Source organism: Phocaeicola sp., from assembly GCF_057861905.1.
In genome coordinates this window covers 13732-30213 of record NZ_DBMACV010000023.1, presented here as the reverse complement: position 1 = coordinate 30213, position 16482 = coordinate 13732, and the positions used below count along the sequence as shown (strand labels likewise).

9 protein-coding genes are annotated in these 16482 nt (G+C 39.7%); 3 read left to right on the top strand and 6 right to left on the bottom strand.

Annotated features, from left to right (window positions below; genetic code table 11):
* Nucleotides 1-96 precede the first annotated feature (96 nt).
* From ACZM60_RS06465 to mnmC2, 3 genes are read left to right on the top strand one after another with little or no spacing between them, the layout of a single operon-like run.
* The gene (locus ACZM60_RS06465) at nucleotides 97-1038 is read left to right on the top strand and encodes a hypothetical protein (RefSeq protein ID WP_340318613.1); all 942 of its coding nucleotides are present in this window, start codon (nucleotides 97-99) and stop codon (nucleotides 1036-1038) included.
* The gene (locus tag ACZM60_RS06460) at nucleotides 1014-1475 is read left to right on the top strand and encodes a YqaA family protein (RefSeq protein ID WP_489521082.1); all 462 of its coding nucleotides are present in this window, start codon (nucleotides 1014-1016) and stop codon (nucleotides 1473-1475) included. The genes ACZM60_RS06465 and ACZM60_RS06460 overlap by 25 nt, the downstream gene beginning before the upstream one ends.
* Before the next feature lie 26 nt (nucleotides 1476-1501).
* Complete coding sequence (mnmC2, locus tag ACZM60_RS06455; protein WP_489521090.1) at nucleotides 1502-2155, top strand: tRNA (5-methylaminomethyl-2-thiouridine)(34)-methyltransferase MnmC2; 654 nt, start codon at nucleotides 1502-1504, stop codon at nucleotides 2153-2155.
* An 84-nt stretch (nucleotides 2156-2239) separates the two neighbouring features.
* Here mnmC2 and ACZM60_RS06450 read toward each other — a convergent pair whose 3' ends face one another.
* From ACZM60_RS06450 to ACZM60_RS06425, 6 genes are all read right to left on the bottom strand, one after another.
* Nucleotides 2240-3865, bottom strand: coding sequence for a sialidase family protein (locus ACZM60_RS06450; RefSeq protein WP_021970510.1), 1626 nt, complete (start codon nucleotides 3863-3865; stop codon nucleotides 2240-2242).
* A gap of 147 nt (nucleotides 3866-4012) precedes the next feature.
* A complete protein-coding gene (locus tag ACZM60_RS06445) occupies nucleotides 4013-7618 on the bottom strand; it encodes a glycoside hydrolase family 2 TIM barrel-domain containing protein (protein WP_489521081.1) in 3606 nt (1201 codons plus the stop codon).
* A gap of 15 nt (nucleotides 7619-7633) precedes the next feature.
* Complete coding sequence (locus ACZM60_RS06440) at nucleotides 7634-10351, bottom strand: alpha-L-fucosidase (protein ID WP_489521080.1); 2718 nt, start codon at nucleotides 10349-10351, stop codon at nucleotides 7634-7636.
* 24 nt (nucleotides 10352-10375) lie between these two features.
* Nucleotides 10376-12646 (bottom strand): glycoside hydrolase family 20 protein, encoded by a 2271-nt coding sequence (locus ACZM60_RS06435; protein ID WP_489521089.1) that lies wholly within the window; start codon nucleotides 12644-12646, stop codon nucleotides 10376-10378.
* 78 nt (nucleotides 12647-12724) lie between these two features.
* Nucleotides 12725-14302, bottom strand: coding sequence for a sulfatase family protein (locus ACZM60_RS06430; RefSeq protein WP_021971633.1), 1578 nt, complete (start codon nucleotides 14300-14302; stop codon nucleotides 12725-12727).
* A gap of 299 nt (nucleotides 14303-14601) precedes the next feature.
* Nucleotides 14602-16464 carry a RagB/SusD family nutrient uptake outer membrane protein gene (locus ACZM60_RS06425; RefSeq protein WP_489521079.1) on the bottom strand — a complete coding sequence of 621 codons (1863 nt, stop codon included), beginning with the start codon at nucleotides 16462-16464 and terminating at the stop codon, nucleotides 14602-14604.
* Nucleotides 16465-16482 lie beyond the last annotated feature (18 nt).

Genomic DNA, 16482 nt, shown 5'->3' with positions numbered 1-16482 from the left:
ACCACAGATTACATAGGTATACCAATAGTTCTATATTAACTAAAATAACCTGTGTAATCTGTATAGTGAATTTCCTGTAATGAAACATGCCGTAATATGATCCAGACAAAAAACAGATTCCAATATGAAGCATCAACGGGACGTATCACATTACCCGTAGTAGCTATACTGACACTATTCTTATGGACCATATCTACTCCACAACTATGGGCAAATATAGGTTCTTTATTAAGTTTCGGCCTTGCTACGTATCTGCTTGTAGAGATTGACACAAAGTTTGCACTAATACGTACCCGAACTTCACTTCCGGCATCTTTGTTTCTCTTGTTTTATGCAGCAACACCTTTCTTGCATACATGGAATATAGAACTGTTACTTCCTGTTTTTTTTATATGTATGCTATATTCATTATTTCAAAGTTATGAATCATTGCATGCTTCAACTCCCATCTTTCACGCATTTTTCTGGATGGGATTAAGTAGTTTTATTGTCCCTTGTATCGCTTGGATAGCCCCATTGCTATATATCCACATGATTAATCTTCGTTCACTCGAAGGGAAAACATTCTTTGCCGGCATTATAGGCTTTACCTTACCATACTGGTTTCTGTTTGGATACTATCTATATTCTAACCAAGCTGCAGAGTTCTACGTTATAGCCTCACGACTTATACAGTTTGACTCTATTGACTATACAACAATAGATATCAGCCGTTACGTCTTATGGGCTACAATAGTTGTACTTTGGATTATATACAGCATACCTTACCTGCGAACCGCTTACAAGGATAAAGTACAAACCCGCATTTTATTGCAAGTCATACTCTTTATGGGAATATGGATCAATATCCTTATTGCTATACAGCCCTCACACATTGATGCATTATTACCTCTATCTATTATTCCAATGGTATTTATGGGAGGACATCTGTTTCCACTAACCTTTACACGGTTTACTCGTATATTATTCATTGCAACCCTATTAATATGGCTTGTACTTTGCTTATTTAATTTATGGATACATTTCTTCAACTTCTAACCGAATGGGGGTACATTGGCATGTTCCTGTCAGCTTTTTTGGCAGGGACCATACTCCCTTTCAGTTCTGAAGCTGTCTTGCTTGCATGCGTAGGATTAGGACTTGATCCTATATGGTCCACAATTTCTACAACGGCCGGTAACGTATTAGGCGGACTAACATGTTACTGGATAGGGCATCTCGGAAAAATGAAATGGATAGAAAAATATTTTGGAGTGACTCCTCAACAGATGGAACGTGCTACCCGATTCATTCACGGAAGAGGAGCATGGATGGCATTGTTTTCTTTCCTTCCCGTTGTAGGGGATGCTATCTTAATTGTGTTGGGACTAATGCGTGCACACATCGGTATTGTCACTTTATCAATAACTATCGGGAAGTTAACTCGCTATGCCATACTGGTAGCCGCGACATTAGGAGTCATTAGTCTTTTCTGATACTATTTTTATATCAAAAAATTATGATAAAACTGGAACAAACTGCCGACGGGAGTTATACTCTTTTCGTTCCTGAACTGGATGAACATTATCATTCCATAAAAGGAGCATTGACTGAGTCGGAACATATTTTTATAAACATGGGCTTGAAACACCATCCGTCCTCCACCCCGCGAGTATTGGAAATCGGTTTTGGAACAGGCTTGAATGCCTTTTTATCCCTTCTGGAAGCTGATTCGAGCCAACGAAATATACATTATACCACAATCGAACGTTATCCAGTGTCTGACGACATTATTCATCATTTGAAATATCCAGAATTGATTTGTCCTGAACGCAGTAACGATTTTTATGCATTACATTCTGCCGAATGGAATACTGATGTAATGATTACTCCACACTTTACATTACATAAAATAATGGATGACTTCACAAAGTATGATTTTCAAGGGGAATACGACGTTATTTACTTCGATGCATTTGCTCCAGAAAAACAGCCGGAAATGTGGAGTCAAGAACTTTTTAATACACTATACAGCCGACTTTCTTCTAATGGAATTCTCACAACATACTGTGCCAAAGGTGTAATACGCCGTATGCTGCAAACAGCAGGTTTTACAGTAGAACGTCTTCCTGGCCCTCCGGGCGGTAAGCGTGAAATTTTAAGAGCTTCAAAATAAATAAAAATCCCTTTATGTTCATTACCATCTGAACCGGTTAATGCCATAAAGGGATTTTATTATATATCTATAGAAGATAATTTATCACTTCACAATATCCTTCAATTTTACACATTGGAAAGTCATATGTGCCGCACTACTTTCATAAAGAATACCTATTGTTTCCTTATCAATCATTGTAAGGCACGAATATCCCCAATTCTCTCCTTCATCCAAAAGTAGCTGATGCTCCGGACTCCAACTATTTCCTCCATCAAGACTTATTTTGATTGTAATATCCTTACGGGCGCTGGTCGTATTAGGATTAGAGAAAACCAAGATATCCTTACCCAGAACATTATCAGCAGCTTTCACACTGATAAGACTTGCCATACAAACAGGTTCTGGCAGTGCCGTACGCGATGATTCGTGTTCTTTCCATGTCATACCCAAATCAGAAGTTGTATACACGGCACGACTTCCACCACGATTATCTCTCATATTCAGCATCAGCGTTCCAGGACTCACTTCCACTACTTGTGCTTCGGTAGTATTAGTACGAGCATGATTGTGAATTGTCCATGTTTTTCCACCATCTTTGCTATACATGATTCCAGCATTAGGAATACGGTCCTTACCTATATATTGAATAGGAAAGACCAAGGTACCATCACTCATTGTTATTCCTCTACCCGGTCCTTGAAGCAAGAAGTACCATTCCGGGCGCTTCACCTGTTCAGTAATATTAATCGGTTCCGACCAAGTCTTACCATCATCTGTACTCTTTACAAGAACTAACTGAGCCGTATGATTTAAATCCATACCCTGCTGCGAGCTCCACCATGCCCGCTGATTACCCATACCATGTGTCCATGCAGCAACAATCCAAACTGTATTTGTTTTAGTATCAACTAAAATAGAAGGATCTCCCACACCGTTTTGAGCAGACGGAAGACCACCATATTCACCGAAAGCTAAAGGCAAACGCATTTTTTCCCAAGTCTTTCCACCATCAGTACTTCGACTTAGTCCCACATCCACATGCTCCTGCAAGTCAACACTGTTATTATAGCGAACATCATATACCCCCAACAGAGTCCCTTTATTTGTTGTTACTAATCCAGGTATTCGAAAAGCTGCTGCTCCATCATCTCCTGCATGACGTACTCCTACTCCCATTCGACGTACAACATCCGGTGCAGATACACACTTAACAGGTAACGACTTACCCTCAGCTTCCACGCGAGTAATCTGAGCCGTTACCTTTGTCAGTAATGAAGCATCCTGGTTCATTTCGATACTAACCCAGAAAAAATTAGTACCTGGAAATAAATTCTGATTGCCTGTCAACAACACGGTATTTCCCTCTGGGGCAGTTTCAGACTTTTTAATAGCATACGAAGGATTAGCTGACAATGTTTTACCCGGAGTATGACTGGAAATATAATCAACAGGAGCAAAACGTTTTTTCCCTCTGTCCTGAAAAGCCTCTGTTCCTCCATAATATAACTTGACAGATTTAATCTGTGATAAAGGTACATTTTTTCCAAAGGTTACTGATACATTATCTAACACTTTACTTTCTCGTGCGTCAAGACGCATGTAGAACAAAACATTATCATGCCGTTCTATCAAGACCGGCACCTGAGGTGCTTTTATATAAACAGTATCTGTAGCCTTTAATCCAGCGACAGACATAAATCCAACTAAAAGAACAAATAATTTTCTCATAGCAAATAAAAATTTATGAAACTATCCTGCAATAGTTTCTGTTAATACCAAGGTTTCAAACAATAAAAGTCAGGAGTCGAAACAGATAAAAGGATTATTATTTTAGCACTCTCCTAAAATCTGTTTTGACTCCTGGCTGAAATGCTCTTATTTATTCAGAGAACAAGCAGAAAAGCGCAGTTTATACTTAGTGTCCTGCTGTGGAACACGATAAATAGGCAATGTATCTACATCTTGCCCACAGCTGGCATTACCTACTCCCCGATGGACAGCATCCAAATGAAGCACAATATACGGACGTTTAGTCAACTCCCATGCATGTTGTCCGTCCATCAAATCTTTATCTGTATACCAAAGAGCAGAAAACGAAACATTTCCTTCGGTCTGAATATTCACACCTTTACCATCAGTATCACGTAAAGTCAACTCACGTAAGCCTTCACGATTACCCATAGACTGAGGTTTCATATAAGGAACTTCCATACCATCTACTGTTGTGGTATATCGTCCTACCATGCAACCATCTTTACGGTCATTATAATTCTCCCACGGACCATATGCATAATAATCGACATTACTTAATGTAGAATCAATATTTGCAACCAATCCGCAACGTCTCAAATCAGCAGTATGTGGACGGAAAAGGACCTCCATATCCATCACACCAGCTTGTGTAAAAGTATAAGTAATATCAGTGCTGCACAAATTCCCTTCACGAGTTGTTGTAACAATTACGTTACCCTTATCTTCAGTTACCGTACAAGTACCTTTATCCTGCAACCCATTACCAGTTTCTGTGAATCTGTCATTCTCTATCCAACGATGATTATCGTATACAAATCCTACACCCTGACTGATAACTTGTTTCCCATTCATAATCAATGAAACCAACTGTCCATTTGTCTTATTGAACGCAGCTTCTATATTTTTATTCTTCACTGTCAGCAAATTCTCACTATCCGAAACATCCAATTTCAGTTTTTTACTATTCTGCTTTTTCAGTTCAGGCAATCCACAACGAGATAACAATTCATATTGCTGTTTTGCAACTTCATGCCCAGCACCAGCCCAACTTTCAGTATCCGTACAACATACGTATAAATCAAGCATAACTTCTTCACCTTCTTTAGCTGCCTTTTTTAAATCAATATCTTTCAACTTTAAAGTAACCAACAATGAATCATCAGGCATCACAACAGGAAGTTTCATGCTATCCGGCGTAAGACAAACACCATCCTTCACAACCTGCCAACGCAAATAGAATTTATCAAGCGAAAGAAAATCATATGTATTTTTCAACAAAACCTTTGCTTCATTCCGTTTTAAATCAACTCCTTTATCAGCAAAATGCACATATTGATATACAGCCTTTACCTCCTTCAACTTAGGCGATTCCTCACGAGTAGCAGGAATAATTCCATTCGAACAGAAATTACCTTGATGAGGACCAGGGAAATCATAGCCTGTATGTAAACGATAAATACCATTTTTTATCTCATGAGGTTCATAAATAGCCTGATCTACCCAGTCCCAAATAGCTCCACCAATAGTAGCTGAACTACTTTCAATACTTTCCCAATATTCCTTCAGATTACCGATGGCATTTCCCATGGCATGAACATACTCACAAATAAACATCGGTTTATCCAGTGAACTTACGTAAGTATTCATCCATTTCATACCAGGATACATCTTCGAATACAAGTCACTGAAGCGATTGCCGCCATAATCTTTTCCATCACGTGTACCTTCATAGTGTATGGGGCGGTTGTCTAATTGTCTTGCAGCATCGTAACAAGCTTGGAAATTATTTCCTCCTCCAGCTTCATTTCCCAAACTCCAGAAAATAACACTTGGATGATTGCGATCTCGGAGGATCATACGGTCAATACGATCGACAAAAGCAGGAATCCAAGAAGGCATATCACTAATAGACTGATTGGCATGATCTTCCAAATCCGCCTCATCCATTGTATAAAGTCCAAAATAATCGAACATAGCATACATCTTCGCATCATTTGGATAATGAGAAGTACGAATGGTATTAATATTATTCTGCTTCATCAATGTTACATCACGCAACATTGATTCAACCGTTACAGCTCGTCCATAAACAGGATGTGTATCATGACGATTAGTTCCTTTAAAGAATACCCGTTGTCCATTAATATAGACCAATGTACCTTTTAATGCAATGTCACGGAATCCATACTTGGTAGAAAATGCCATTTCATCTTTATCCCCGTTTCGCTGAACCACATGCACAGTATATAAGTTAGGAGTTTCTGCAGTCCAAGGAAGAAGATTTTTCAGTTTAAAGGCTACCTTTGTCTGAATAACTTCTTTATTTTCCGAATAGTTCACCTGCTGCTCTGTCTCAGCAACTAATTTTCCTGCCGGGTCGAATAACTTTACAATCAAATTCTTTGCACCTTTCATTCGGTCACGGTTATCGAGTGCCAAATCAACACGCATTTCACCGTTAGTATATCCTGAAGCAGCATCCAGCTTAGAAGTTATATAATGATCACGCACACTTACTAAAGGAACATTATACAAATAAACATCACGGAAGATACCACTCATACGGAACATATCCTGACATTCCAGATAAGAACCGTCACTCCAGCGAAAGACCTGAACAGCCAAGCGATTCTTACCTGTATGCAAATATTTCGTCAAGTCAAATTCAGCAACATTGTTCGATCCTTGCGTATATCCTACATATTCTCCATTCAAATAAACAAATGCAGCACTATATATTCCACTAAAATGAATAAATGTACGTTGTTTTTCCCATCCGGCAGGTAAATCGAAGAAACGTACATACGAACCGACTGGATTGATACCATAATTGGCACCACCATCATTGAACCCTTTCCGAGCATCAATATAAGGAGGTGTATTAGAGTGAGGATATTCTACATTCGCATAAATAGGACGGTCGTATCCTTGCATTTCCCAATTAGAAGGAACCGGTATAGTTTCCCAATTAGAAACATCATAGTCCTCTTTATAGAAAGATACCGGACGCTGAGAAGGTTCAGAAACAAAATGGAAGAGCCAATCTCCATTCAATAACTGAAAAGCAGAACTTTTACTATATAGCCAGGGAGTACGATAAAAATCTTTATCCGACAACATTTCTTTTTCCGTCATATAAGGAATATAAGTTGCACAACCTGGCTCTTTATGTTCTGCAAACATTGTTTCATCTTCCCAATAAACTTTAGGACGAACAGAAATATCTGAAGTCCCCTCTGCTGGCATCACAGCTTTACTGACATTTATATAAAAATATGTTTCTGGACTATTAGAAAACTTTGCTTTATCAGCCAATGTAAACTGCCCGTTTGTACGACAAAATAAAATCAATTCTGGACTATTGGAAGGAAATATCTGCAAATATTTGCCATTCTTCTTTATAATCCATAACTGAGATTCATCAGAACCATTATTTTCAGTTATTCCCAATGTTTTATCGCTTTTCGCATGAACAGCCTTATTCTCAAAAGGATTTATAAAACGAAAACTACCGGACAAATTAGTAATGCTCCATTGTTGCAGTTTATCAGTTTCACTACTATTACTTAATAACACACGCTGACTACCAGCATCATATCCCAACACTTTTCCCGGATGATTAACTGGTACAATATTGTACAATTTATTCCGAGCAAACCCAACCTGTGCATGCACTGTACCAATAGCACAGATCCATACACACACTAAACAAACAAATATATTTCTCATAAAATAAAAATTTCATTAATAATATCTTACTTTTGGAGCTTTATCTCGATTGTAATTATCGTTAACATAAACACGTACCCAATCAATATACATGGAAGGAGGATTTTGCTTACTCCATTTTTGTGAATCAACGGCTCCCGGCCATGCCTCCGGATTGACAGATAATCCCGTACTAAATATCAGATAAAATCCGGCAAGATCACTCCACGGCCAATCAATGTTGCCATTCGCCCCTTTTTTATGTTCAAAATAAGCTTTACCATTCACTCCTCCCACAATCCTGTCCGGATACCATTCCAACCAATAAATATTCCATTGACTCATATCCCCTAGGTTAATGCTAGAGGTAACACTTCCTTTACCTCCTACCACACCAGCATAATAGTGTTCTGAATGAAGAGTAAAATGAGCACGCTGATTTATTTGCTTTTTGGGATTTTCCAATAAATCAATTTCTCCATTCTTTGGCCATGGTCCTTTGTTTCCCATAAACCACAGAGCGTCATTAAACCCTTCTGCAGCTGTACGTTTAAAACGGATTTCTATTCGCATATTCTCTGTAAACTTACACCAAGTCTGTTTTCCGGAAGTTACCGAACGATAAGCCGCATGTGAAAATTTTACGTTTTTTCCGAAACCGTTATCTATTGAATCCGTTTCTTCCACTGGCCACATATGTAATACACCATTTTCCACCTTAGAGCACCTTGCATTATTCACACAAGCCGCCTTACTCATCGTTTTAGTCTTATGCTCTTGAAAACCTAAAGGAAGTCCCTTCTTTGTATACTTATCCAAAAACTCATGGGCGGTATAAAAATGCCATCCTTTCTGGGTAGGATGAGCATCACCCGGTTTAAGCTTCAATGTTTCATCCGGATGAGGGTATACTTTCGTTTCATCATCTTTATCATCAACCACAGTTACTCCCAACTCCTCCATCTCAATGACAGCAGCCGAATCGTCCGGAGTCGTTGCTTCCAGCTTTACATAACGGGCTGTCGGTACCGACGGAAGACTTACGGTCTGGGGCAACGGATTATGCATGATGTTACTGAACTCACCATCCGATACCAATACCTTCCACTCCTTTCCGTCCTCACTGACAGAGAACTGGTAATGATAAGCCATCGTCGGTTTAGCTTCTCCGTTCAAAGGAGCGTAGGTGAAAGCCTTCAGACGGACCTGCTTGCCCAAGTCTACCACCAAAGGAGAAGATGACAACCGGTTCCACGTATTGCGCGGAAGCATGTTCCAGTCAGCAACTGCCGCCTGATTTGCAAGAGCTGGAGCATAATAAGCAGATACATTCGATATATTCGCACAAAGACGACACGAATCAATGCGGACACGGATGGAATCGGCCGTCAGGTCCGAAAAACGAAGCATGCGCTTATAGCCGATAGTCGTACCTTCACCCAATGACTGCCAGACACCGTTACGGTAAGCCTCAACCGTAAATTTCTCCACACGCTGACCCTTCGAGATATCTTCCTGAACCTGAACCACGTTCAGCCGACTCTCCGGACGAACAGCATAGGAACGGGATTCACCCGCACAAGCAGTCCACGAAACATTACCGTTCTGAATCTTATCATCCGAAAAGACCTGACGGCGGTAAGCTGCAAATTCCTTTAAACGGGCTACATCTGCTTCGTTCAGCAAACCCCGGCGGTCGGGAGGTATATTCAGCAAAAGGACCGAATTATAGCCTACTGACTGAAAATAAATATCCGACAGTTCTTTCAGGCTCTTCACCTTTGCATTTTCCTCTTCATGCCAAAACCACCCCGGACGAATCGATACATCCACTTCCGATGGATACCAGAAAAGTTCCGTTGCATCCTTCAGTATATTACGACTGCCCAAATCCTTCGCCTGCTGAGTGATATTCAACCGCTCGTTATTTGCGTTACTACGAGCATAGATACCCGGAGTAAGAACCGTTGCGCTCCATTCTGTTTCACGACCGATACCTTTCTCATTGCCAACCCAACGTACATCATCACCCATTATCGCCATCACAGCCTTAGGCTGCAAACGCTGGATCGTCTTATAAAAGGCATCCCAGTCGTACACCTGCTTCTTTCCGTTCGGACCTTCACCGTTTGCACCATCGAACCATACCTCATTCACCTCACCGTAATTTGTCAATAATTCCGTGAGCTGTTCGATAAAGAATTTATTGTATTCAGGAGAATTACCGTAGCAGGAAGCATTACGGTCCCAAGGAGACAGGTATACACCGAATTTCATGCCATACTTGGTACATGCATCACGAAGTTCACGCACCACGTCACCCTTGCCGCCCTTCCACGGAGAAGAAGCCACCGAATGAGATGTCGTCTTTGTCGGCCACAGACAGAAACCGTCGTGGTGCTTGGCTGTAAGCAGTACCATCCTAAAGCCACACTCTTTCAAGGTGTGTACCCACTGCTCAGCATCCAGTTCCGTCGGATTAAACAAAGAAGGATCTTCCGTACCATCCCCCCATTCACGACCGGTAAATGTATTAATTCCAAAATGCAAAAAAGCCGTCAGTTCCATCTGCTGCCAGGCTAACTGCTGCGGAGAGGGAACTAAACGGGCCGCCATTGAAGCTTTCTGCTCCAAGCTTTCATTTCCAGAAAACTGCAAATGCTTTACAAAATAAGAGGTATCCTGCTGAGCTTGCCCTCCAATAGGGAGGGCAAGCAATGAACACGCCATTAAAAACTGGTTTATTTTATTCATGCTGTTTATTTATATGTCAAATTATTACTCAATCATCACTTCATCAAGATAAACTTTAGACGCTTGTCCCGGACGAACATGATTATCTGGACAATTTCCTGGAGTTTCCAGTGTAAATTTAATATAACGTCCGATAATATCAACATTTTCAATCGATAAATCTTCAATAAAATTACCTTCCTTAAAAATTTCATCATCCGTAAAGGTCAACTTTCCTATTTCTTTAAATGTCTTATTATCGTCCGAAGCTTCTACTTTCATCATTCGAGGCTTATGTACAGCCATACCATAATTCGTAATGCAACCAACTGCAAAACGTTTCATCTTTTCAGGCTTCAACAAATCTATAACAAAAGAAATAGGTTGTGATAGTCCTCCCGTATACCATTCAAAATCAGTCTGCTTCAGACTTCCACGTAAGCCATTGACTAATATTCCCATTTCTTTCGGAGCACCCACTAACGGTTTAGCCGTAGCCTTGTTCCAATGAATAGGTAATATAAGCGTTTTTCCCATCTGTTTACCTTTAGTAAAAGTGGCGGCTTTTATTTCTACATCCTTATCAACGACAAAAGCAGAATCATATACAGCAGATGTTTCCATAGGTTCAGTACCATCCAACGTATAATGTATTTCCATATCAGGACGTTCGCATTCCAGTTCCACTTTTAATTTTCCAGATTCTTCCGGTGTAACCTTATGCTGAATATTATACATAGAACGTGCATAGATAATTCCCTTCTGCTCCAGATGTTTGTCGAAATTATCTAATCCTTTCAAAAATTCATTCCAGTTCTTTTTCCCTTTTGGAACCCATGCTATTTCTGCCAAAGCAGCCAATCTCGGGAAAGTCATATAAAACACATCTTCGGGTACATTACAAAATTCAGTCCACATGCAGGCTTGAACTCCCATCAACAAAGATTCGTATTCAGGCTTCCAGTCGCTCTGAACAGGCTCATACTCAAACAAATTCTTTAATGTATTATTACCAAAATAAGTAACAGGCTCAAACCATTGAGGTCCCTGATATCTGATTAAATAAGCAATACGGGCAGGTGCCATTATAAACCGATGTCCCTGTTCCGCTGCTTTCAGTGCAGCCTTTCCATATCCTTGCCAACCTAAAATAATAGCCTCTTCTGGCAACTTACTATTCGTCAGTTCATCCCAACCCATAACTTGCTTACCTTTACTACGGACATAATCTCCTATGCGTGACATAAAATATCCCTGTAAAGCTTCTTCATCAGCTAAATGTTCTTTACGAATACGTGCCTGACACAAAGGACATTTTTCCCAGTTGGTTTTAGTGGCTTCATCCCCTCCTAAATTGATATAGTGGGAAGGAAATAATGCAATCACTTCATCAAGAATATCCTGTAAGAAAGTAAAGGTTTTATCATTTCCCGCACAAAAGATTATTTCAGCATTCTTTCCACCCAGACCAGGCAATACCCCGATAAAATCTTTTACAACCGGACACGCATATTCCGGATAGGAAGCCAAAGCAGCATTCGAATGAGCAGGAATATCTATTTCCGGAATAATTTCCACCTGACGTTCGGCTGCATAACGGATAATCTCCTTCATATCTTCTTGAGTATAAAATCCACCTACAGTGGCAGGCTCTCCCTTTTTGGGATTCCTTCTATCAGGAAAAGGAAACTTCTGACGATCTACCCTCCACGCCCCGACTTCTGTCAGACGAGGATATTTCTTTATTTCCAGACGCCATCCATTATCATCTGTGAGATGCAAATGCAAACGATTAATTTTCAACATAGAAATACAATCAATCATTCGAATCACATCTTCCTTCGGTAAAAAATAGCGAGAAACATCCAACATAAAACCTCGATAATCAAAACGAGGCTTATCTTTAATAGTAATAGCAGGTACAGCCCATGTTTCCACAGTATGCTTCTGCCCTTCTATTGCAGGGGGAAGCATCAGACGAATATTTTGCAAGGCATAAAAGAAGCCTTTCACATCGGCTGCCTTTATCGTTATTTTATCAGAAGTTATCTGTAATTCATAGGCGTCTGTTTTCATCGACTGATCAATAGAAAAAACGATATTGCCATCTTTTGCCTTTTCAACCTTAGGAGTGAAACCCGCCGATTTAGTAAATAGCGAAGCAAAGTTTTCGGCCACGATACGTTGTTCATCATCAGCTACAGCAATAACAGTCTTTCCACTAAAAGAGAAAGAACCGCTTCCCTTTTCAACAGACAACGGCTGAGGAACAATAACCACATCCTCAAGTTGTTTTGGAGAATGACATCCAGCCATACCCAGTGCCAAAGCAGCAATACAAGCCATTATCCATTTCCTCGACTGAAAATATATCTTAACCATATCTCTCTATTTTTATTCTTTATCACGATCTGGAGAAAAACGTACAGGATCATTATATTTTTCCTGCAGTTCCAATAATTGTTTCTTTAAGTCAGTGACAATCGAATCATAGTCACTCTGACCATACAAATTATGTAGCTCATTAGGGTCCTTTTGCAAATCATAAAGTTCCCATTCATCAATATCATTATAGAAATGAATCAGTTTATAACGGTTAGTACGGATTCCATAATGACGCTTTACCATGTGCTCTGCAGGATATTCATAAAAATGATAATACAAAGCTTTACGCCAGTTGGCTGGATGTTCTCCTTTCAGCAATGGCAACAAAGAAACTCCATGCATATCCTCCGGTACCTTTGCTCCGGCAAGTTCCAAAAACGTTGGAGCATAATCAATGTTCTGTACCAGTTCGGTAATATCTCCTCTGCGATTGAATCCTTCAGGTAAACGCATAATCAGAGGTGTATGCATCGATTCTTCATACATAAAACGTTTGTCAAACCATCCATGCTCTCCCATATAAAAGCCTTGATCGGAAGTATAAACCACCAACGTATTGTCCAACAGACCTTTTTCTTTTAAATAATCCAATACACGTCCTACATTATCATCCAGCGACTTGACCGTCTTCATGTAATCACGCATGTAACGCTGAAACTTCCAGTTTGCCAAATCTTTACCCTGAGGATTTTTCTTATAGAAATCTTCAATAATCGGACCGTAAAATTTATCCCAAGCAGCTCTCTGCTCTTTATCCATACGTCCTAGGAATGATTCATATAATGTTTTCAAACGTGAATTTTTGTCTGGACGCAGCATCTTCAGATCGTAAATCATATCCATATCTTTTACGATACTCATTTCTTGTGCGGCAGCAGCCGGACGACCTTCATAATCATCGAAGAATGTTTCTGGAAGCGGGAAAGTCTTATCTTCATACAATGCCAAATTACACGTATCAGCCATCCAGTTACGATGAATTGCCTTGTGGTGGATCATCAGGCAGAAAGGTTTATCCTTATCTCGTTTATTTTCCATCCAGTCTATCGCATCATCTGTTATCAGGTTAGTTATATAACCATGTTTCTGGATAGTATCATTATTCTGAGTAATAAAATCCGGATTATAATAATCCCCCTGTCCCGGCAATATTTCCCAATAATCAAATCCGGTAGGCAAACTCTCCAAATGCCACTTACCTATCAGAGCTGTCTGGTATCCCGCTTTCTGAAGCAATTTAGGAAAAGTCTGTTGGGCACTGTCGAACACACAGGTCGTATTATCATAAAATTTATTTCCACACGAATGTTTGCCTGTAATCATACAAGCGCGACTCGGACCGCTCAACGAGTTAGCCACAAAACTATTCGTAAAACGTACCCCATCGGCAGCAATACGGTCCAGATTAGGTGTTTCCATATACCGCGTATCATAGCAACTCATCATCTGAGCCGTATGATCATCGGTCATGATATAAACAATATTATAAGTTTTTTTTGCTTCCGACTTATTCTGCTGGCAAGAAGACGCTGTTGCAGCCAAAGCACTCAATCCGGCCATAGAATAAAATAAATTCAGGTTTTTCATATTTATATATTAATTATTCGGAGTAAAATCATTACAAACATTGAGTCTGTAGTGCTACTAAAGATTACGTAAAAATATGAGGCAGAAAATACTTCACCATCATTCAACTAATACAGAAGGGAATCAAAAATTTATTAAATAAGCCCGCACAATTACAATAAGCTTTATAATAAAAGAATGTAATTATGCGAGCTTTCAAGAGTCTGTTTTCAATTTTACCCTTTTCTTCAGGAAACCCTTAAAAGAAACTTTAACCAACAATCAGGCTATTTTTCAACAGACTCCAATTATATAGCTTTTCAATAACCAAAGTTATTATCCGTGATACCCGGATTTGCATCTCTTTCCGTATCAGGAATCGGTAATAACAAGTTCTTCTTCAGAAAGTCTTCTGTCAGATTACCCTCATTATAAAGACGGTCGGTCCATTTCTGAGCAGCAGTCTTATAGTACGCATCCGAAGCCTTTGTAAACTCATGATTATTATGATATTGTAAAGCTTTCTTCAAGTACTCAGTACCTTTGATACGAAGTAGTTCATACATTGACGGTTCACCATCCAGTTCGAACAAGAACTCGAAATAAATCTTTTCACTGACTTGATCCTTGGTCAATTGTTGAGACCATGCCTTCGGTTCAACGCCGTTACCACCAGCTGATTCACGTGCACGTTTCAGTACCTCTTCTACCAGTTGAATAGCTTTCGAAGTATTATCAAGTTCATTATACACATCAGCCATCAGTAACAACATCTCAGCATAACGATATACCATCAGATTCTTATGAGAAGAAGTTCCCTGCTGGTTAGGATCATACAACTTCATGTGAGCAGGCCATGCCTTCTGATTACCCCTCTCTGCATATTTTTTCTGTATACCCTTCAAAGCTTTAATATATGCTTTTTCTTGTGGAGTCTTACCATCTGCTTCATTCAGATTATTCAGATAATTTAAATCCGGATTAGTTGGATCTTTAAATTTCTCATAAGGCAATCTACCTACATACAATTTCGCAGCAACAGCTTTTCCATTTTTATAGATAGAATCGTATACAGCTACCTCTTTACCATCTACCATTTTTGTATCTCTCTGAACAGTATATGTAAAATAAGGATAATAATAGACAGAATCGTTTGCCGACGGTTGATCGCCTACCTGAGCTTTAGGTTCTGGCTTATTGTTTCCTCCACGATCTCTATGTACAGTCAAGAATGTAGCAGCTATACGAGGATCATCCGGATAAGTACCCTGATGCATATCATAAGCAGCTTTTGTCGCACGATATGTACTCCAGCATACACCCGGTGTTGAACCTGTCGGTGAGAAACGATTGCTGGCACGGTTAAAGCAAGAAGGAGAGTTCAAAGCAAAGTTCAACTGGAAAATAGCTTCTTTCGAGGTAGTCACCCAGTCACCAAACAAATCTGCAAAATTCTTTTCCAGTTCATATACATGCTTGTTATAAACTTCATCGAACATCTCCTTCGCATTTTTCAGATTATTGTTAGTATCAATACCAAGCTTTGCCATTCGATAGTACACTTTTCCCAAAAATGCCTTTACAGCCCACGAATTGACACGTCCAACCTCAGAAGTTTCACTGATGCTCATAGCTTCTTTCAAGTCTGTCACAACCTGATTTAATACTTGCTCTTTCGGAGTACGAGGCATCGAGATACCCTCTGAAGTAGAAGCAACAGTTTTCAAAGGCACATCTCCCCAAAGAGATACCAAATTATAATAAGCCATGGCACGGAGGAATTTCGCTTCACCACCATACTGGTTCTTAATATCATCACTCAATCCACTGGATGCCAAATTCTCCAGGAAGGCATTGGTTTCAGAAATCACTTTGTACATTCCATTCCAGGTAGTAGAAATCAATCCGTCACTTGAAAGTGCCTGCAACGAAACAATACCATCACTACCACTACGTTTCGACCATGCGAATCCGGCACCGCTAATAGGAATTTCCTGATAATGCTGACCATACGCCGATGTAGAAGTCATATACGCATAGCATCCCAGCAAAGCCAACTGCGCACTCGATTCAGACGAGAAAACGACTGTATTATTCTGTGAATATAACGGATCCTCATCCAAGCAAGACGAAAAGCTGGAAGCCGCTACTATAGATAATATCAAATATTTATATAGTTTCATAATATAATCTTTATTTAA

What these genes read in the sequence shown, in the direction of transcription:
- ACZM60_RS06465 (WP_340318613.1), top strand. Translation starts at nt 97, where the DNA reads ATGATCCAGACAAAAAACAGATTCCAATATGAAGCATCAACGGGACGT.
- ACZM60_RS06460 (WP_489521082.1), top strand. Translation starts at nt 1,014, where the DNA reads ATGGATACATTTCTTCAACTTCTAACCGAATGGGGGTACATTGGCATG.
- ACZM60_RS06450 (WP_021970510.1), bottom strand. Translation starts at nt 3,865, where the DNA reads ATGAGAAAATTATTTGTTCTTTTAGTTGGATTTATGTCTGTCGCTGGA.
- ACZM60_RS06445 (WP_489521081.1), bottom strand. Translation starts at nt 7,618, where the DNA reads ATGAGAAATATATTTGTTTGTTTAGTGTGTGTATGGATCTGTGCTATT.
- ACZM60_RS06440 (WP_489521080.1), bottom strand. Translation starts at nt 10,351, where the DNA reads ATGAATAAAATAAACCAGTTTTTAATGGCGTGTTCATTGCTTGCCCTC.
- ACZM60_RS06435 (WP_489521089.1), bottom strand. Translation starts at nt 12,646, where the DNA reads ATGGCTGGATGTCATTCTCCAAAACAACTTGAGGATGTGGTTATTGTT.
- ACZM60_RS06430 (WP_021971633.1), bottom strand. Translation starts at nt 14,302, where the DNA reads ATGAAAAACCTGAATTTATTTTATTCTATGGCCGGATTGAGTGCTTTG.
- ACZM60_RS06425 (WP_489521079.1), bottom strand. Translation starts at nt 16,464, where the DNA reads ATGAAACTATATAAATATTTGATATTATCTATAGTAGCGGCTTCCAGC.